The 19796-nt window shown below is 55.9% G+C and carries 17 protein-coding genes; 13 read left to right on the top strand and 4 right to left on the bottom strand.

Annotated features, from left to right (window positions below):
• Positions 1-115: 115 nt before the first annotated feature.
• Positions 116-1036: a LysR family transcriptional regulator gene (locus IB226_RS09595; RefSeq protein WP_101761445.1), complete on the bottom strand. Its 921-nt coding sequence runs from the start codon at positions 1034-1036 to the stop codon at positions 116-118.
• Between the two features lie 143 nt (positions 1037-1179).
• On the opposite strand from IB226_RS09595, the gene IB226_RS09600 reads away from it, so the two are divergent.
• From IB226_RS09600 to IB226_RS09635, 8 genes are all read left to right on the top strand, one after another.
• A complete protein-coding gene (locus IB226_RS09600; protein WP_192234946.1) occupies positions 1180-2127 on the top strand; it encodes a PDR/VanB family oxidoreductase in 948 nt (315 codons plus the stop codon).
• A complete protein-coding gene (locus tag IB226_RS09605) occupies positions 2124-3323 on the top strand; it encodes an amidohydrolase family protein (protein ID WP_192234948.1) in 1200 nt (399 codons plus the stop codon). Before IB226_RS09600 ends, IB226_RS09605 begins: the two co-directional genes overlap by 4 nt.
• Positions 3313-3768, top strand: a complete 456-nt coding sequence (locus IB226_RS09610; RefSeq protein ID WP_192235591.1) for a RidA family protein — start codon at positions 3313-3315, stop codon at positions 3766-3768. The genes IB226_RS09605 and IB226_RS09610 overlap by 11 nt, the downstream gene beginning before the upstream one ends.
• Before the next feature lie 14 nt (positions 3769-3782).
• Positions 3783-4661 carry a creatininase family protein gene (locus IB226_RS09615; protein WP_192234950.1) on the top strand — a complete coding sequence of 293 codons (879 nt, stop codon included), beginning with the start codon at positions 3783-3785 and terminating at the stop codon, positions 4659-4661.
• A 9-nt stretch (positions 4662-4670) separates the two neighbouring features.
• A complete protein-coding gene (locus tag IB226_RS09620) occupies positions 4671-5642 on the top strand; it encodes an ABC transporter substrate-binding protein (protein ID WP_192234952.1) in 972 nt (323 codons plus the stop codon).
• Positions 5639-6472: an ABC transporter ATP-binding protein gene (locus tag IB226_RS09625; RefSeq protein ID WP_192234954.1), complete on the top strand. Its 834-nt coding sequence runs from the start codon at positions 5639-5641 to the stop codon at positions 6470-6472. The genes IB226_RS09620 and IB226_RS09625 overlap by 4 nt, the downstream gene beginning before the upstream one ends.
• Positions 6469-7269 carry an ABC transporter permease gene (locus tag IB226_RS09630; RefSeq protein WP_192234956.1) on the top strand — a complete coding sequence of 267 codons (801 nt, stop codon included), beginning with the start codon at positions 6469-6471 and terminating at the stop codon, positions 7267-7269. Before IB226_RS09625 ends, IB226_RS09630 begins: the two co-directional genes overlap by 4 nt.
• A 141-nt stretch (positions 7270-7410) precedes the next feature.
• Positions 7411-8799, top strand: a complete 1389-nt coding sequence (locus tag IB226_RS09635) for an FAD-binding oxidoreductase (RefSeq protein ID WP_192234958.1) — start codon at positions 7411-7413, stop codon at positions 8797-8799.
• Between the two features lie 55 nt (positions 8800-8854).
• Here the strand turns inward: IB226_RS09635 and IB226_RS09640 are convergent, their stop codons facing one another.
• The gene (locus IB226_RS09640; RefSeq protein WP_192234960.1) at positions 8855-10711 is read right to left on the bottom strand and encodes a hypothetical protein; all 1857 of its coding nucleotides are present in this window, start codon (positions 10709-10711) and stop codon (positions 8855-8857) included.
• A gap of 321 nt (positions 10712-11032) precedes the next feature.
• Positions 11033-13012, bottom strand: a complete 1980-nt coding sequence (locus IB226_RS09645) for an autotransporter outer membrane beta-barrel domain-containing protein (protein ID WP_192235593.1) — start codon at positions 13010-13012, stop codon at positions 11033-11035.
• Between the two features lie 449 nt (positions 13013-13461).
• Here IB226_RS09645 and IB226_RS09650 point away from each other — a divergent pair, with 449 nt between their 5' ends.
• Positions 13462-14748, top strand: a complete 1287-nt coding sequence (locus IB226_RS09650; protein ID WP_101761435.1) for a PAS domain-containing methyl-accepting chemotaxis protein — start codon at positions 13462-13464, stop codon at positions 14746-14748.
• A 38-nt stretch (positions 14749-14786) separates the two neighbouring features.
• Here the strand turns inward: IB226_RS09650 and IB226_RS09655 are convergent, their stop codons facing one another.
• Positions 14787-16115, bottom strand: coding sequence for an FAD-binding oxidoreductase (locus IB226_RS09655; protein WP_192234962.1), 1329 nt, complete (start codon positions 16113-16115; stop codon positions 14787-14789).
• Positions 16116-16312: 197 nt separating this feature from the next.
• Between IB226_RS09655 and IB226_RS09660 the strand changes: the two genes are divergently transcribed.
• The 4 genes from IB226_RS09660 to IB226_RS09675 are packed head-to-tail and all read left to right on the top strand — an operon-like array spanning position 16313 to position 19694.
• Entirely contained in the window at positions 16313-17215 is a 903-nt protein-coding gene (locus IB226_RS09660; protein WP_192234964.1) for a metal ABC transporter substrate-binding protein, read from the top strand.
• Complete coding sequence (locus IB226_RS09665; protein WP_192234966.1) at positions 17212-18018, top strand: manganese/iron ABC transporter ATP-binding protein; 807 nt, start codon at positions 17212-17214, stop codon at positions 18016-18018. Before IB226_RS09660 ends, IB226_RS09665 begins: the two co-directional genes overlap by 4 nt.
• Positions 18002-18865: a metal ABC transporter permease gene (locus IB226_RS09670; RefSeq protein WP_192234968.1), complete on the top strand. Its 864-nt coding sequence runs from the start codon at positions 18002-18004 to the stop codon at positions 18863-18865. Before IB226_RS09665 ends, IB226_RS09670 begins: the two co-directional genes overlap by 17 nt.
• Positions 18858-19694: a metal ABC transporter permease gene (locus IB226_RS09675; protein WP_192234970.1), complete on the top strand. Its 837-nt coding sequence runs from the start codon at positions 18858-18860 to the stop codon at positions 19692-19694. The genes IB226_RS09670 and IB226_RS09675 overlap by 8 nt, the downstream gene beginning before the upstream one ends.
• The last annotated feature ends 102 nt before the right edge of the window (positions 19695-19796 follow it).

Consider the following 19796-nt stretch of genomic DNA (forward strand, 5'->3'; position numbering starts at 1 on the left):
CGCCGTATCATATAACCGCACCTTCTGTAGCGGCGCGATTTATCGCGCAATGAATTGCGCCGCTACAATGTGTGCATTCGATAATGAGGGGTTTTCATGCCTTAACTAACGAGCATTACGCCAGCAACTCCTCACTCTGCATCAGTGCAAAAAACGACTCCAGCTCGCGCAGCATCATCGAAGCGGCAATCGAAAGCTGGCGCTGCGGCGCAACACACAGCGACAAGGTAAATGGCTTCAGCACCGTATCGATCAGCGGGATAAACTTCAGTTCACCGCGCCGATACTCATCAACGATATCCAGCCAGCACATCAGGCTTATCCCCACATCATCACGCACCAGTGAACGCAGCATATGAATGTTATTGGTGCGCGCCACTTCGTTGATCTTGATGCCCGAGCTGTTGATCAGCGCCTCCAGCGGATCGGCCAGCATCAGCGGCGCGGCGGGCACGATAAATGGCCAGGATTCGCAGTGGCTGAAACGGATCGACTCCAGATTGGCCAGCGGATGTTGACTGCTCACCACAATTCCCAAACGTAAATCGGCAAACGACTTCACCAGCAACTCGCGCGAACTTTGCGGATTAAGCATGATGCCGAAATCCGCATCGCCCGAGGTCAGTGCATTGGCGATGTGGATGTTGCTCATGGTGGTCAGCGTGAAGGAGATGCCGGGATAGTCGCTGCGAATGCGCTGCAAAATCGATGAAAAAAAGCCGCGATTAATCGCATCAATGGTGGCGATATGTACATGGCCGTGACGTAATCCGCGCAAATCATCCAGCTGCGTGCAGACGCGGCCAAAATCCCGCTGCCAGTTTTTCGCCGCATTCAGCAGGATCTCACCCGCTGCGGTCATACGTAATCCTGATGGATGGCGCTCAAATAGCGGCATATCCAGCTGTTCCTCCACGCGCAGGATCTGCCGATCAATTGAGGATGCCGAGACGTGCAGCACCTCAGAAGCCTTGCGCAGCGAACCCTGGCGGGCCACCTCAGTGAAATAGAGCAGAAATCGGGAGAAGGCGAACATAAGAGGTGCTCTCTTTTTTGCAACGCATCATGCGAATTAAACAGATGGACGCTTACACATGGGCAAAATAATAATCGCTGCCATGATTAAAACAAGGGTTTGCGCGGCCTTCCAGCCGACGACATCCCTGCTCAGGCAGATAGATGATGAAATCCACCACTCTCGCCGTCACCGTCATCGCAAAGCAGTTCAACGGTGCAGGCAATGTGTTACTGACGCTGGCGAATCGCAGCGGGCAGCCGCTGCCTGATTTCACGTCCGGCGCGCACATCGATGTCATTATTCCTGACGGCGGTAAACGCCAGTATTCACTCTGCTCTGCGCCAGCCGAGTATTATGAAATCTGCGTACGTCTGGATGAGTGTTCAACCGGCGGATCGCGCTGGCTGCATCAGCAGTTAACCACCGGCGATAAGCTAGAGATATCCGCGCCACGTAACCACTTTCCGCTGCCGCACGCGCCGCGCACGCTACTGTTTGCCGCCGGCATCGGCCTGACGCCGCTGTTGGTGATGGCCGAAGCACTGGCGGCGCGTCAGGCGAATTTCACCCTGCACCTTTACCTGAAACACGCCGACCAACTGGCTTTCAGCCAACGTCTGCGCAATCTCGGCGCGTGCGTGGTCATCCACTACAGCAGCGAAGGCGACAGCCTGCGCCAGCGCGTTCCCGAAGATCTCACCCAGCCAGACAACGCTGCGCTGGTGTTCTGCGGCCCGGCGGGTTTTATGCATCATCTGCAGCAGCTGGCGTTGCAACATGGCTGGGACGAAGCACAGCTGCACAGCGAGCGCTTCCAATCCACATCTCCGCTGATGGCTGGCGCTGCCTTCGAAGTGCAGCTCGCCTCCTCCGGCGCACGCTTTGCCGTGGGCGAGCAACAAACCATCGCTGAAGTACTTGAAGAAGCAGGGATTGAGATTGAACTCTCCTGCGAACAAGGCATGTGCGGCGCCTGCATCACCGGCGTGTTGGCGGGCGAGCCGGATCACCGTGATGATGTGCTGAGCCAGCAAGAGCGTGCGGCCAACGATTGCATCGTGCTGTGCTGTTCACGTGCGCGTTCACCTTTATTGGTACTGGATCTATGAGCGGCTATCCGGGTGCGACCGGCGCACGTTTACCCCGCTGGCTGCTGCCAGAAAACTGGCCTGAAGCCAACAATCAACCGCAGCTGGCGACCTTACATTTCCACGCCGCGGGCCTGCAATTCGAACCCGACCATGCAGCAGCACCCGCTGATTATCTGCCGCTTCACGGCGCGCTGGTGCTGCCCGCGTTTATCGAACCGCACGCGCATCTGGATAAAACCTTCACTATTCAACGCAGCCCGGCGCAACAGCCCGGTTTGCTGGCCGCGATCGCTGCCATGCATCAGGACCGCGCGCACTGGAACACAGCAGATCTGCAGCAGCGCGCTACGCAGGCGCTGCGCTGGGCGGTAGAAGCTGGTGTCGGTTTGCTGCGCACCCACATCGACTGGTTCTCCGTTGATGCACCATTAGCGTGGCAAGTGATTGGCGATCTGCACCATCCGCTGTGCAGCATTGAGCGCGTGGCCCTCGCGCCACTCACCTTCTTTGCCGACGCCAGCGATGCGCAGCATATTGCCGCGCAGGTCGCGACCAGCGGTCCCGGCGCGCTGTTGGGCGGCTTTATTCACAGCAGCAACTGGGATGCGCAGGCGTTTCAGCATCTGATGGAAGCCGCCGAATTGTGGCAGCTGGATATTGATCTGCATATTGATGAAGAACTTAACGTTGAGGCGCAGGGATTGCGCTGGCTGGCGCACTATTTGCAGCAGCATCCATTTAGCGGCGCCATCACCTGCAGCCACAGCTGCGCGCTGGCGCAGCAGGACGATGCGCAACAGATTCTTGCCTTACTGGCGCAACACAATGTGATGTTGATTGCGCTGCCGCTCACCAACCTGCTGTTGCAGGACGCGGTGCCCGGCCGCACGCCGCGTCTGCGCGGTTTAACGCTGGTGAAAGAGGCGCAGGCGCTGGGCATTCCGCTGCTGCTCGGCGCGGACAACGTGCAGGACGCGTTCTGTCCGTTTGGCAGTTACGATCCGCTCGATACGCTGTTTAGCGGTTTGCTGAGCCTGCAACTGGGCGCGGCGTTTGATCAGGCCTCCGCGCTGATCTGCCAACGCCGCGCGCTGCTGGCCAATGATTTGGTGATTTTTCCGCATGCCGATGTGGCGAGCTGGCCATTGCGTCAACGTCAGCGCTATCGGCTGAAAAGGGGGGTGCGTTATGGAGAAACAACAGATGGCGCTTGATGCAGGAGCGGGAAAACCGCTGGCGAAATATGCCGCGTGGCGACGCGCGGGTGACTTCATCTTTCTCTCCGGCATTATTCCGGTGAACCCACAAACCGCCACCATTGTGCGCGGCTACGACGACATTCCCGCAGCGGCGCAACAGCTGCTTGGCCGCACCGGCGAGTTCTCCACCGACATTAAAGAGGGGCCGATTCTGGCGCAGAGTTGGTACGTGCTGGAGAGCATCCGCGCCACCATCGAAAGCGCCGGTGGCCAGATGAGCGATGTCTTCAAACTGGTGCAGTACTTCCGCAATCTCGACCATTTTCCCCACTACAGCCGGGTACGTAAGCAATTTTTTCCCGATGCGCCGCCGGTTTCTACTGTGGTGCAGGTGAGCGAGATGCTGCCGAGTCCGGACGTCTTAATTGAAGTTGAAGCCACGGCGTGGTTGCCGCAATAACACGAGGAGTTCAAATGTTTCATGGTTATATTCCGGCAAACCGCTTTTTGCCGTACCTGAGCTGGACCGACATCGCCACGCTGGAAAATAAAGCCAACACCGTGATCGTGTTGCCGACCGGCGCGATTGAGCAGCACGGCCCGCATTTGCCGTGCGCGGTGGATAGCGTGATCGCCTCCGGCGTGGTCGGCCATGCGCTGGCGCGCTTACCGGCGGAAATCCCGGCTTACGCCATTCCGCCGATCACCTATGGCAAATCGGATGAGCATCTGCATTTTCCCGGCACGCTAACGCTGACCGGCGAAACCCTGCTGCACATCATTCTGGAGATTGGCGAATCACTCTATCGCGCCGGTTTCCGCAAGTTCCTGATGGTTAACGGCCACGGCGGCCAGCCGCAGCCGTTACAGATGGCAGCGCGCGAACTGCGTCTGCGCCACGGCGACATGATCATCATCATGCAAGACACCTTTAAAGTGCCGAACTGCGCGGAAAGCTTTATGGACGACAAAGAGCGGCAGATGGCGATGCACGCGGGACATGCCGAGACCGCGCTGATGCTGGCGCTGGCGCCCGATACCGTGCAGATGGATAAAGCAGTGGCTAATTATCCGCCGGCATTCCCCTGCCCGACGCTTTCGACCAACAAACCGATGGCGGCGTGGGCCTCCTATGATTTCGGCCCAAGCGGCGTGATTGGCGATCCTTTGCCCTCCACACCGGAGCAAGGCGCGGCCATCCTCGATTCGCTGGCTGAAAGCTGGGCGCAGGTGATTACCGAAGTGCACCAGATGACATGGGTAACCCGCGCCGAACCGGCGTGGGGCACCGGCCAGTGGCAAGGCAAAGTATTGGATCACCGCGACGCAGCCGCCTTTTTAACACCTCGCTAGGGAATAACGATGAAAAAAACATTGAGCACTGTTGCCGCGCTTGCGCTGGCACTCTCGGCCCCGAGCATGGCGGCAGAGAAATTCACCTTTATGACCAACTGGTATGCGCAGGCCGAACACGGCGGCTTCTACCAGGCGCAGGCGCAGAATCTCTATCGCGATGCCGGCCTCGACGTCACCATCAAGATGGGCGGTCCGCAGGTGCATACCATGCAGCTGATGGCGGCCGGTCAGGCCGACTGCATCATCAGCGATAACATGCAGGCGCTGGAAATCTGGCAGCAAGGCGTGCAGGCGATGCCGGTTGCCACCACCTTCCAGCACTCGGCGATTGCCTTTCTCACCCATCCGGATGTGAAAAACCAGGCCGATTTGCAGGGCAAAACCTTCCTGCTGGCGGCGGAAGCCTATACCTCATATTGGCCGTGGGCGCAGAGCGCGCTGAAGCTGAAAAATGCCCGCGTGCGTCCTTACACCTTCAGCATTCAGCCGTTCCTCGCCGATAAAAATCTGGTGCAGCAAGGCTATATCACCTCCGAACCGTTTGCGGTGCAAAAAGCCAATGCGCAGGCCAATGTTTACCCGATCAGCGATTGGGGTTATCCGCCGTACGGCAACAGCATCGTGTGCATGAAATCGACCATTGAGAAACGGCCGGCTGCGGTGGCGGCGTTTGTGAAGGCGTCGATGCAGGGCTGGAAAAACTATCTGCAGGATCCAAGCGCCGGTAACGTGCTGATCAAGAAAGAGAACCCGCAGATGAGCGATGAACAGATCGCTTTCGGCATTGCGCAGATGAAGAAATACCAGATGCTGACCGGCGGCGATGCGCAAACCGGCGGCATCGGCATCATGACCGAAGCGCGCCTCAAGCAAACCTGGCAGCTGCTGGTCGATACCAAGCTGATCGATGCGGCCAAAGTGCCGTTTGACGGCAGTTACACGCTGAAATTCATCCAAGACGTCAAGGTTCTGCCATGAATAGCGCCAGCCATCTAACGCTGCTGCATCCCGATGCGCAAGCGGTGCCACGTTCTGCGGCGCCACCGGCGATTGAGGTGCTGTCAGCGGAGAAAATTTATCCCAACGGTACGCGCGCACTGCTGCCGGTCGATCTCACTATTCGTCAGGGCGAATTTGTCTCGCTGCTCGGCCCGTCCGGCTGCGGCAAAAGCACCTTGCTGAAAATGATCGCCGGGCTGATTGAACCCACCGATGGCAAGTTAATGCTGTTTCGCCGCGATCGGCGGGAAAATCAGCGCGCTCTGCCGCTGTCGTTTGTGTTTCAGGAAGCGACGCTGATGCCGTGGAGCAACGTGCACAAAAACGTGCGTCTGCCGCTCGATTTAGCAGGCGTGCCGCGTGCCGAAGCGGACACCCGCGTGCGCGAAATCCTCGAACTGGTCGGCCTCGGCCAGTTTGGTCACGTATTGCCGCGCGAGCTTTCCGGCGGCATGCAGATGCGTGTGTCGATAGCGCGCGGTCTGGTCACGCGCCCGAAGGTGCTGCTGATGGATGAGCCGTTTGGCGCGCTCGACGAAATCACCCGCAACAAGCTGGACAGCGATCTGCTGGATTTGTGGCAGGAGCAGAAGCTGACGGTGGTGTTTGTCACCCACTCAATTCAGGAAGCGGTATTTCTGTCGCAGCGGGTGATTATGATGGCGGCGCGCCCCGGGCGCGTGGTAGATGACATCCGCATTGAAACCACGTTACCGCGCGACGATGAGTTTCGCGTCAGTCAGGATTTCACGCATTATGCGCAACAGCTGCAACGCGGCCTGCTGGCGGCGAGCAAGGAGAGTCAATGATGAAACCCTTAGCGGCCCATCGTCAATTTCAGCAGTGGCTGTTCCCCGCCATCGTCGCGGTCGCCATGCTGCTGTTGTGGCAGTTTCTGGTCACCACCTTCAAGGTGCCGGTGTTTCTGGTGCCCTCGCCGTTAGTGGTGGCGCAAAGTCTGGTGCAGAACTTCCCGACGCTGTTTATGTCATTGCTCTACACCCTGAAAATCACCGTGATTTCCTTTGCGGTGGCGATTGTGATTGGTTCGATTGTGGCGTTTCTGCTGGTGCAAAATCGTTTTATTGAGACCGCCCTTTTTCCCTATATCGTGTTCTTGCAGGTGACGCCGATTGTCGCTATCGCACCGCTGATCATCATCTGGGTGAAAGACACCACGCTATCGCTGGTGGTGTGCGCCACCTTAATGGCGGTGTTTCCAATAATCTCCAATACCACGCAAGGTCTGCGCAGCGTGTCGCCAGGATTGCTGAGCTATTTCCGCCTTAATCATGCGTCACGCATGCAGATTCTGCTGCGCCTGCGTATTCCTTCGGCGCTGCCGTACTTCTTCGGCGCGCTGCGCATCTCCAGCGGCTTGTCGCTAATTGGCGCGGTGGTGGCAGAGTTTGTCGCTGGCACCGGCGGCACCGATACCGGGCTGGCGTACCAGATTTTGCAGGCCGGTTATCAGCTCAATATCCCGCTGATGTTTGCCGCGCTGCTGCTGATTTCACTGGCAGGCTTCCTGCTGTTCGCGCTGATGTCGTGGCTAACGCGCCGCGTGCTGGCAGCATGGCATGAGAGTGAATTGAGCCCCAGTTAAGAAACACGCATGCGCCGTAGCGGCGCAATTTATTGCGCATTGCTGGCACGGTGCGCCTGCAACAGCGCGATAAATCGCGCCGCTACGATATGTGCATGTATCAGGTGCGGCGCAACAACCTTTTCAATATAGGAAATAAACATGTCTGATTCCGATCGCCAGTCTGCACTGGCGGCGCTGGTCGCGGCGTTGCCTGAACTCGACTGGATTAAAGAAGCGCCAAAGGTCAAACGTCTGTCGCGCGATTTCCACTGGTTCAGCCCGGTCTTGAAACCGCAGCTGGAAGCGAAGTTTGCCGAACTGGCGGTACGTCCGCGTGATGAACAGGAGCTGGCGCTCATCGTCGCGGCTTGCACTAAACAGCGCGTGCCGCTCAATCTGCGCGGCGGCGGCACCGGCAATTACGGTCAGCTGATTCCGCTGCATGGCGGCTTGATGGTTGATATGACGCGTCTCAACGCGGTGACCGCCGTCGGCCACGGCACGGTGCGTGCGCAGGCGGGTATTCGCCTTGGCGACCTCGAAGCGCATACCCGCCCACTCGGCTGGGAGCTGCGCTGCATGCCCTCCACCTGGAAACTGGCGACGCTCGGCGGCCTGTTTGGCGGCGGATTTGGCGGCGTAGGTTCGATTAATTACGGTCCGCTGGCCGCGCCAGGCAATGTGTTGTCGGTGCGCCTGATGACCATGGAAGAGACGCCGCGCATTATCACCCTGCAAGCGCCGGATGCGCTGCTGCTGCATCACGCGTACGGCAGCAATGGCATCGTGCTGGAGATTGAACTGGCGCTGGCACCGCGCCACGACTGGATCGAACGTCTCGACACTTTCAACGACTTCCCTACGGCGATGGCCTTTGCCGATGCGCTGGCCCGTTCGCCGGGCATGGTGAAGCGCCAAATCGCCGTGTTCGCCGCGCCGGTGCTTGATTACTTCAGCGATCTGGCCGATGCCGATGTGGCGGGCAAACATGGGGTGATTTCCGTGGTGGGCAGCGAAAGCGACGGGCTGTTACCTGCGCTGCTGAGCCAGCATGCGGGCCGCAATGCGCTGCATTTTGCCGCAGGGGAAAATAGCGGGCATTCGCTGATTGAATATTGCTGGAATCACACCACGCTGCAGGCGCTGAAAATCGATAAGACGCTAACTTACCTGCAAACTGCTTACACGACGGATAACTATTTGCAGCAGGCGTTAACGCTGGAAGCGCAATTATCCGATGAGGTGATGTCGCACATTGAATTCTTACGCGATATGAACGGCAGCATTACCTGTAGCGGTTTACCGCTGGTGCGTTATCAGGACGAAGATCGCCTCAACGCGATTATGGCTACTTACCGCACGAATGGCGTGAATATTAATAATCCACATGTGATTCATATTGAAGATGGCAAACAGGGCATGGTGCGTGCTGATGTGGTGGCGATGAAACGCGCCTGTGATCCCCACAATTTATTAAATCCCGGCAAATTGCGCGGCTGGGAAGTACGCGATACGTTGCCGGATGTGCCTATCCCTGGCGTCAATTAACCACGTAGATTTTATTATTGTCGAGCCAGCAACCTCGATTGCTGGCTCGATAAAATTAATAGGGATCGGTAGCACTGTGCAATTCAATACTGCGCTCCGTTCCATTGACTCGAACTTTTAAGAAACGACGCGTTCTCCATGATCCATCGGGATTTTGCACGCTCTTTTCGAACACCGGACCATGCAATAACAACTCTTTATTGTCGTTGTACCCAAAGCCAACTTGTTTATTACCAATCCAGTGCTGTTCAAAGGCAACAACTTTCTCCGCATTCAGTCTGGTGCTCTCTTCGGCGCTACAGGCCGTGAAGCTTTTACGGAAAATAAAGCAATTTCCAGCCTGGTATCGGTCTTTGCCATTGGTATCGACTAGCGCAATGGAATAGGCGGTAAAGCCCGCAATTTTCACATAGAGTTTGGTTCGGGCACCATTACCCGAAATATGCACTTTGGTTACCGGACTGGAACCTTCACCATACCAACTGCCAATAGATTCAGCGCCATTTCTTGCCTGCAGATAGATATTTGCCACGCCTTCCGGCGTACGGCTACTAAAGTCAGTTTGGGTTTCACTTTGTGAGAGGAATTGTGCGGTGCCAATAATGCGCACATGTATTTGCGAGTTGGCATTAGAGAAGGCGAATTCCCCGACATAAAACCACTGTTCAGCCTCCTTCCCCTGATTATCCATGTGATACTGCGAGGAGATATAGTCATAGCTCAATGAACCTTGCGCAACGATTCCCCAATCCGACATCTCCAGTACGCCACGATCGCCTTCACCGATTAGCGTCCACGGCTCAATACCTTCGGTACTGTAATCGAATCCAGCACTTTGATTATGGATACTTTTTTGAATAATAGTGGCGCGGCAATAACCCAGTTTTAATGGGTTATCGGTGGATTCAATGGCTAATCCCTCAATCACCCACTGGCCATTGGAGAGATCACCGGCGAATTCGGAGTGTTCAATCCAGCCGTTGCGAATAAAGGATTGCGTACAGCGCGGAAGATCCAATACTGGCTTCTTCGTGCTGCCTTGTAAGTTAAAATTCGACAGCTCAATTGCCGTAGAGTGATCCCACGCGCCTTGTTGGCGATCGGACCAGCGAGCATAAACAATGCTGTCCTGACAACCACGGGAATAGAACTGGTCGATCTTACAATCCAGCGTATCGATAAGATCAAGCGCGCGTCCGCCCAAATAGCGGAATTCCATACTGCTGACGCGCAAGAACTGGCCGCCGATAATGGTATTAGCGTAAAAACCGACGTTATTGAACGCCGTGCCGCCATCACCACCGCTATCCGAACTCTTGCCTTTCACAACCAGCCCAGAAATTTCGGCATAGCGTGCCTGCACTTTAAAGAAATGCTGACCGCGAGGTATGGTATCCCAGTCAAAAAACAACGTCGTTGTTGGGAAATAACCGAAATTGACCGCCGCACCGGTAACCTTAAAACGGTTAATTTCTTTATCTGAGATATCAAACGTCGACATACTAAATTCGCCCGCAGTAAAACGTATCCCTGCTGATGGCAACACGCGCTGCGACCAGTCAAACATGCGTTTTACCGCTGCGATGCAATCGGTTTTCCCGTCAGGCACCGCGCCAAAATCCAGCACGGTGACCGAGTTATAATCCAGTATCACCCTTTTCCAGCGTTTCTTTCCCGCTGTCACAATCACCAACCCACCATCGTCTGGCGATGTGGTATCTGTTGCGTCATAAACAAATACGCCGCCGCCAGCTTTTGTTCCGCGCTTATACTCCAGCACCGTAGCGAGTTCACCGCCGGTGGTGGGTTCGGTGGCTTTAAGCTGTTCGATATCTATGACCTGAATAACCGGTGCCGCCGCCGTGACACTATTTTGTGGTGTGGTATTCGTATTGCTGGACGCATTCGCCATGGTGTACCCCTTAATTATTAAGAGAAAGTAACTGCACCATCGAGTATAAGTAACTGAAAATTAATGTGTTGATGCGTACCACGCTAACTGGGGCATTTGACTTATGTGATTTTTTGCATGGCCAGACAACAATATGATTAATGGAAAAAAGCGTAGCGGCAGCGAGGCGATTTACAGATTAATCGCAGACAACTTCTTTATTTACATGGCACGAAATAGAAGAGAAAACGCGGAATTACAAGATTGATTGCTAAGCAGAGAAAGCATTTGTGATCGTTATAAATTAACAGGCCAGCAACTAACAGTTACTGGCCTGCATGCTTAGAACGTGGCGTTCACACCGACATTCCAGGTCACCTGATGGTAATCGCTATTCCCACCGACGGTTGAAACCCCGGCAAACGCATTCACCGTTTCGCCGAGCGGCACGTTGGCACCTAGCGACAGATCCAGCCAGTTTTTATCGCGCGCCTCAACGCTGCGTTCAAACGAAGTACGCGTCGTTTTCAATCCGGCACGCACCGTGGAATCGGTATCGCCAAACTGATGGTTGTAGCTCACCTGTGCCCAGGGATTAACCACCCACTGTTTGCTGTCGATGCGCCAACCCACTGAGCCAATCTGTGAATGGGTGGTTTGATCGGAGTAGCGCATTGCGGTACTGCTGTCGCTGTTCTCGCTATAGCCGCCGACGCGACCGTAATCCAGCGCGTAACTGGCAACCGGCCCGGTGCTGAGATTTTCAGTAATTGGCAGCGTCCAGCCAGTCTGCACGCGCATGCCGAGCAATTTACCGCTGGTGCTACCCTGCTCGGTACGTTTGGCCGGGCCGATGTGGATATCACGCTCGATGCTGTCGAAATCGAGATCGGCATAATGCAGATCGGCGTTAATCCAGCCCTGATCGAACACCGTCAGCTGGCTGTAAAGCGCCACAAGATTGCCGCGCAGTTTGTAGTCGTAGTTCGACGAAGGTTCCTCGCGCTGATTGGTGTTGGAGAACAGCACACCCGTTTGCCAGTTGTCGGTGATCTGATAGCCGATACCCAGCGTTAAGTTGGTGGTGTTGGCATTTCCGTCGCTCCAGCTGTCGCCCTGATAATCGACATGTTGCGCGGCATAGCCGCCAAATACCGTGAACTTTCCGGCGCTGGCAGGCTGTTGACGCTGCTGCTGCAAATGTCCATCCAGCGTGTTTTGCGTATCACGCGCCATCATCAGTGGCGATTGTGATAACGCCGCCACCTGCGCTGGCGCATCCAGAATAGACTGGATGTAATCGGCGATCATCGCATGCACCGCTGGGCTCGGGTGCAGACGATCGGCAAACAGATAATCCTGCGCCGTGGAGAAGCCCGGCGTGCTGGATTGACACTCATCCGCTGAGGTGCCAATTGGACAAGCGATGCCGATGGTGTTGGTTAAGCCATATTGGGTTGGATTGGCGATCACTTCATCGAACAGCCCGGCGATATCCACGCGCACAATATTGCCATTCAAGGTCGCCAGCCCCGCTTCTTCCTGCTGGTTATAACCGTCGGAGAGCGCCGTAACCTGTTCGCTCAGCTCCTGCCATGCGTTATAAAGCTGTTGCGCTAGCGCGTCACGCACCGCTGGAACCGACGAAACTTCGCCTGCCGCTTGCGTGAAGGCATCCTGCACCGCTTGCTGTCGCGCGGCTTTATCTGGTGTGGTCACGCCATCCAGTGACTGAAACGCCGCCACCATCGCCGGTGTGGCTTCACTTCCCAGCACGCGCAGCACGGTTTGAATCATATAGGGCGTTGAACCGAGCTGCGGCACGGTGGGCACAATCACTGCGCCTGCGCCGGCATCCAGCAGGGTTTTGATTTGAGCAACCGATTGATTGGCGCTGTTGCTGATGGTTTCACTGGCGGTTAAGGGATTGGTGACGGCAACGGCGATGTCATTGGCACCGACCCAATGAATATACAAACCGTTGCTATCCGCGCGACCGCCGGTTGAAGCGAGATAACCCGCCAGCTGATCCTGGGTGTTTAAATCAGGATCGAGCTTGGGTACCGATACCGCGCCACCCTGCGCATAATTGCTGCCGCCTAACGATGAGCGCTGTAAATCCTCCCCCAAATGCGCGGCAAGAATCTCATCATATAAAGGATGTTGTGCACCGTCGAAGGTAAAGCGGCCTACGTTGCCGCTATCACTCAGGCTATCGCCAAACACGGTCAGGCTGTCCCATGCAAGCGCAGGTGCGGGCGTCAATAACGCAGTGAGTGTGGCGATGGCGACGGCAGAAAGCGCAGATTTGTGGTTGTTCATCATCAACTCCGTGATGGGCCAGAGATGCAGCGTCTGACCGGCAAAAGGTAAGGTCCGCGCATCAAGCGAACCCGCAACATCGCATCAGGAATGCGTTAAGAAAATATCAAGGACGTTTAACTGTTTAGTCAGGAAGGGGGCGTTATGCCAGTTTACAGCGGCAAATAAACTCAAGTTTATTAACAGCCCTTTTACATGCATTTAAATTAAACCTTTAATTAAGGCCGCCGATAACTAGTGTTGCGGAGTGCGAGTACGCTCTGAGCGGTACATTTCGAAAACATCAGGTAGGTTAATTACATACCCCGTGCGGCGCTGCGGCGCACAGAGACACTTAAGTGTACGGCGAAGGGGAATCTGCGGGCAGCTCAGGTGACGCATGTTGAGCGTGACCAATTTTGCACTGCACGCATTACGTTCAACAGCACAATAATCACCTGAGGCTTCCCATGTTTGGTGTGAAAAAGTCGAGTCTTTCTTTGCCGTTTTATAAAAGTGGCGATGTGGCTAAAGATATCAATGCGATCAAACAGCATGTGGCATGGATTGAATTTACGCCTAACGGCGAGATTCTCACCGCCAATCACCTCTTCCTTGCCACCACCGGCTACCAGTTAAATGAGATTCAGGGGAAGCATCACCGCCTCTTCTGCAGCCCGCAACACAGCCAATCCTCGCGCTATCTTGCGTTTTGGCAAACGCTGGCGTCTGGCGAATCGGTGACCGGCATTTTTGAGCGCTTCAATAAGCTAGGTCAGCGTTTCTATCTCAGCGCCACCTACTTCCCGGTGAGCGATGACAAAGGCCAGGTTTACAAAGTGATCAAGGTGGCATCGGATATCACAGAACGTCATCAGGAGCTGGAGCATAAAGAAGCGGTGATCACCGCGCTGGATCTCTCCATGGCGGTGATTGAGTTCACGCCGGACGGACAAATCCTCACGGCCAACAATAACTTCCTCAAGCACATGGGATATGAGCTAGCTGCGGTTGTGGGGCAGCATCATCGCATGTTCTGCTTCGATAACTTCTATAGTGAAAATCCCGACTTCTGGCGCAAGATGGCCAAAGGCCAGCACTTTGTCGGCCGCTTCGAACGCAAAACCGCCGGCGGCGAACGCATCTGGCTTGAGGCCAGCTACAACCCGGTTTATGACGCCGATGGCAAGGTGTACAAGGTGATCAAAATCGCCTCAGATATCACCGCGCGCGTGGAAGCCGCCAAGCGCGTGGCCGACATCGCGCTGACGACCTCAGAAGAAACGTCACAAATTACCGACAACGCCAACGAGGTGCTGGACGAAACCATCCGCAATTCAGGGTTGGTGGCGCTGCAGGTTAATGCAGCAACGGCGATCGGGGGCGAGCTCAACGCCTCGGCGAAAAGCATTAGCGAAGTGGTCGAGACCATCAACCTGATTGCCTCACAAACCAATATTCTGGCGCTGAATGCGGCAATTGAGTCTGCGCGCGCCGGTGAAGCGGGACGCGGATTCAGCGTGGTGGCGGGCGAAGTACGACGTTTGGCGGCGTCCACCTCCAGCGCGACTAAGCAGATCACGCAAGTGGTGGAACACAACGCCAGCCTGATTGCGCAAATGGAGCAGCAGCTTAATGAGGTCAAGCAGTTTGTGGTGACCGAGCAGGATAAAATCAGCGTGTTGTCACGCAGCCTGCGAGAAATTAACAGCGGCGTACATGAGTTTGTGAACGTGATTCATCGGTTGGATGTGTAATGTTCGGCCGGTGTGCAACAACGCGCACCGGCCAACCCTCACATCATCTGCGGTTCACGGATCGCCTGACCTTTGGCGAACCGCGCCAGACTATACGGCTTCACATCAGTGAACAGCGGTTTGTTATTGACCATCTGCGCGCACAGCAAGCCTGCGCCTGGCCCAATACCAAAACCGTGGCCGCTGAAGCCGGAGGCGATAAATAAGCCCGGTATGCTCGCCATCTCATCAATCACCGGCACCAAATCCGGCGTGGTATCAATCCAGCCGCCCCACGCGTAATCCACCTTAATGCCGTTCAACTCCGGATAGAGCTGCACCAGCGCCTGCATCGCTTCCTGCACAATGCCGTTATCCGCTGCCGGATCGAGGGTGCGGATCTTTTCGAACGGCGACTCGCTTTGATTGGACCATGAACCGGCGGCTTCCGGGCCGTTGAAAAACGAGCCGTTGATGCGCACCTTGAGCTTCTTAGCGATCTTGCTGCGATACATCGCATAGAACCTGGTGGCGTAACGGATATTTTGCGGCGCGAGATCAATCTGCCCGCGTCCGGCGAGCGCCACGGTGTAGCTGCCATCCTGACGACGGCGAATACACAACCCGCCGGTGCTGAGACAGCCTTTGATCACTTCAGGCGCCGCCGTGGTTTTGAACGCGGTGCCCAGAATATTGGCGCTCGGCAGTTCGATGCCATATTGCTTGCAGAAGCGCGAACTCCACGCGCCGCCGCAGCAGATTACACGGTTAGCTTTCACCAGGCCGCGCTCGGTCCAGACGCCGGTGACGCGTCCGCCAGATACATCGAGGCCGCGCACCGCGCAGTTTTGCTGGATTGATGCGCCGAGATTTTTCGCGCCAGTCGCCATCGCCGGTGCTGCCAGCGACGGCTCTGCGCGACCATCGCTGGGCGACCACACGCCGCCAATCCACGGCGCATTGTTGCCGATGCGCTCGCGCGTCTCTTGTGCGGTCATCAAATGGCTGACGAAACCCAGTTGCTGCGCCTGCTTGCCCCACGCTTCCCAGCGCGCCAGATCGCTTTCGCTCTGCGTGCCGTAAGTAATGCCCTGCCGCGAGAAGCCGAGATCGAGGCCAATTTCACTGCTCAACTCGTCCCAGCGCTGCAAACTGCGCATCGCCATCGGCAATTCGTACAGGTCGCGGTTTTGCTGGCGAACCCAGCCCCAGTTGCGGCCGGATTGCTCGCCGCCGATCACGCCCTTTTCAAACAGCGCCACGGAAACGCCCTGTTTTGCCAGTTCGTAACTCACTGACGTGCCAATAATGCCGCCGCCAATCACAATCACATCAACGGATTCGGGAAAGCGTTCACTGTCTGCTACTGCATTGATTTTGATGCGCATCGTCTTAAATCCTGTCCGCTTTTTATTGATGTAACCATATTTAATGTTTTAGGGGAAATGCCGTTTAATTCCGTCTTTATGACACTTGCCCCTTTCGTAAATTTTTGTCTTTACACTGGCGTTGTGAACAAAAATGACTCATATAGATAGCATCAGCTATATATTATAGCATTGGCTATATTACTCTGGAGATGATCATGTTCACTCAACGCCTTTTGCCTGCGATTGCCGTTCTGTTGTCACTCAGCGCATTTACCGCGTCAGCGGCTGAAAAACTCAAAGTGGTCACCACCTTTACGGTGATCGCCGATATGGCGAAAAACGTCGCGGGCGATGCGGCGGATGTGAAGTCGATTACCAAAACCGGCGCAGAAATCCACGAATACCAACCCACGCCAGGCGATATTCGTCGCGCGCAGGGTGCCAATCTGATTTTGGTAAACGGCTTTAATCTGGAACTGTGGTTCAGCCGGTTTTACCAGCGTCTTAACGATGTACCGCAGGTCACCGTAACGCAAGGCATTGAGCCGATGGGCATTACTGAAGGTCCGTACAACGGTAAACCCAATCCGCATGCATGGATGTCGCCGGATAACGCGCTGATCTACGTCGATAACATCCGCAACGCGCTGCAGAAATACGATCCCGCCAATGCCGCAATTTATCAGGCCAACGCTGAGCGTTACAAAGCGCAGATTCAGCAAACCATCGCGCCGATGCGTGCCGCTGTCGACAAGCTTCCCGCCGATAAACGCTGGCTGGTGACCAGTGAAGGTGCCTTCTCTTATCTGGCGCGCGATTTCGGTCTGAAAGAGCTCTATTTATGGCCGATTAACGCCGATCAGCAAGGCACCCCGCAGCAGGTGCGTAAGGTGATCGATGCGGTGCGCGATCATCAAATTCCTGCCATCTTTAGTGAAAGCACCATCTCTGCCAAACCCGCTCAGCAAGTGGCGCGTGAAGCCGGCATTCATTACGGTGGCGTGTTGTACGTCGATTCGCTGAGCAACAGCGATGGCCCAGTGCCGACCTATCTGGATCTGCTGCGCGTCACCACCGAAACCGTGGTGAAAGGCATCACAGAAGGAAGTCAGAAATGAACCCAGCCGCAGGATTAATCGTCGAGAATGTGGGTGTTACCTACCGCAACGGCCACACGGCGCTGCGTAAAGCCTCTTTTAGCGTGCCCGCAGGCAGCATCACCGCGTTGATTGGCGTCAACGGCTCCGGCAAATCCACACTGTTCAAAGCGATCATGGGATTTGTGCCGCTCTCCTCGGGCGCGGTAACGCTAGCGGGTTTACCGGCCAATAAGGCCCTCAAACACAACATCGTTTCCTATGTCCCGCAGTCCGAGGAAGTGGACTGGAGCTTCCCGGTGCTGGTGGAAGATGTGGTGATGATGGGCCGTTACGGCTATATGGGCATGCTGCGTATTCCGCGTGCCGCCGATAAACTTAGCGTTGATCAAGCGCTGGAGCGCGTGGGCATGAGCGCTTATCGCCACCGTCAGATTGGCGAGCTGTCGGGGGGGCAGAAAAAACGCGTTTTTCTGGCACGCGCGCTGGCACAAAGTGGTCAGATTATCCTGCTGGATGAGCCGTTTACCGGCGTGGACGTCAAAACCGAAGCCGCGATTATCGCCCTGCTAAAAGAGCTGCGCGACGAAGGCCGCACCATGCTGGTTTCCACTCACGATCTCAACGCCATCCCTGATTTCTGCGATCGCTGCGTGCTGGTAAAAAATACCGTGCTGGCGAGCGGCCTGCTGCATGACACCTTCACCGCCGATAATCTGGCGCAGACCTTTGATGGCGCGCTGCATGAGCGTAACGCGGTGTTAATGCAGCTGATGAAAGACAAAAATCCTGACCGGGGAGCGAACCATGTCGTGGATTATTGAGCCGTTTGGCTATCAATACATGCTGAATGCGATGTGGATCGCAGCGCTGGTCGGCGCGATTTGCGCCTTTCTCTCCTGCTTCCTGATGCTGAAAGGCTGGTCACTGATCGGTGATGCGCTGTCGCACTCAATTGTGCCCGGCGTGGCGGGTGCGTACATGCTCGGACTACCCTTTTCCCTCGGCGCGTTTCTCTCCGGCGGGCTGGCGGCGGGCAGCATGCTGTTTCTCAATCACCGTACGCGCTTAAAAGAAGATGCCATTATCGGCCTGATCTTCTCGTCGTTTTTCGGCATCGGCCTGTTTCTGGTTTCACTCAATCCCACGTCGGTGAATATTCAAACTATCGTGCTGGGCAATATTTTGTCGGTCGCGCCCGCCGATATCTGGCAGCTCGGCGCGATTGGCTTTATCACCCTGACCATTCTGCTGCTGAAGTGGAAAGATCTGATGGTGACCTTCTTCGACGAGAGCCACGCGCGCTCGCTCGGTTTGAATACGCTGCGACTGAAGATCCTGTTCTTTGCCCTGCTCTCGGCGTCCACCGTCGCCGCGCTGCAAACCGTCGGCGCGTTTATGGTGATTTGTCTGGTGGTGACGCCCGGCGCCACCGCCTATCTGTTGACCGATCGTTTTCCGCGCCTGTTGCTGATCGCCGTGACCATCGGCAGCGTCACCAGTTTCCTCGGCGCATGGAGCAGCTACTTCCTCGATGGCGCGACCGGCGGCGTGATTGTGGTCGCGCAAACGCTGGTCTTTTTAGTGGCCTTTGTCTTCGCGCCAAAACATGGCGTGCTGGCTTCGCGCCGCCGTGCGCGTCAGACCATGGAGGACGGCGTAAATGGCTGAATTATTGTTGAGTCCGTTCCAGTTCGAATTTATGAACATCGCGCTGATCACCACCTTGGTACTGTCACTGCCGTGCGCGATGCTGTCGGCGTTTCTGGTACTGAAAGGTTGGTCGTTGCTCGGTGATGCGATGAGCCACGCGGTATTTCCTGGCGTGGTGATCGCCTGGCTGATTGGTTTGCCGTACGCCATCGGCGCGTTTGTCGCTGGCATGGTGTGCGCCGTCGCTACCGGCTACATCAGTGAGAACAGCCGCATCAAACCCGATACGGTAATGGGCATCGTCTTCTCCGGCATGTTTGGTGCCGGTTTGGTGCTGTATCTGAAATTGCAGCCCGAAGTGCATCTCGACCACATCTTGTTCGGCGATATGTTGGGCATCAGCCTGGCGGATATTATCCAGACATCGGCTATCGCGCTGATTGTTAGCCTGTTGATTGGCATCAAATGGCGAGATTTACTGCTGCACGCATTCGATCCCAATCAGGCGCGCGCCTGCGGCATCAACGGTAAACTGATGCATTACGGCTTGTTGTGTTTAATCTCGTTAACCATCGTCGCTGCGCTGAAATCGGTGGGCGTGATTTTGTCGATTTCCATGCTGATCGCGCCTGGCGCTATCGCTTTGCTGCTGGCGCGTCGTTTCGTGCAGGTGATGTTGCTGGCGATTGGCATTGCGGTGGTGACAGGTTTCAGCGGTGTGTACGCCTCGTTCTTCCTCGACAGCGCGCCGGGCCCAACCATTGTGGTGATCTACGCGGCGCTGTTCGTGCTGGCGTTTTTATATGTCACGGTGAAGGATCGGCGCACGCAGCACGTGCATGGCTAATGATTTTGGTCGCCAGGCATTAAATCACCTCTAACCCCTCATCCTTGAGGGGTTGAAAACCACTTATCTTGACGCACTCCAGCATGCGCTATGGACAGGCTG

Source organism: Pantoea sp. PNT03 (assembly GCF_014852515.1).
Classification (GTDB): domain Bacteria; phylum Pseudomonadota; class Gammaproteobacteria; order Enterobacterales; family Enterobacteriaceae; genus Pantoea; species Pantoea leporis.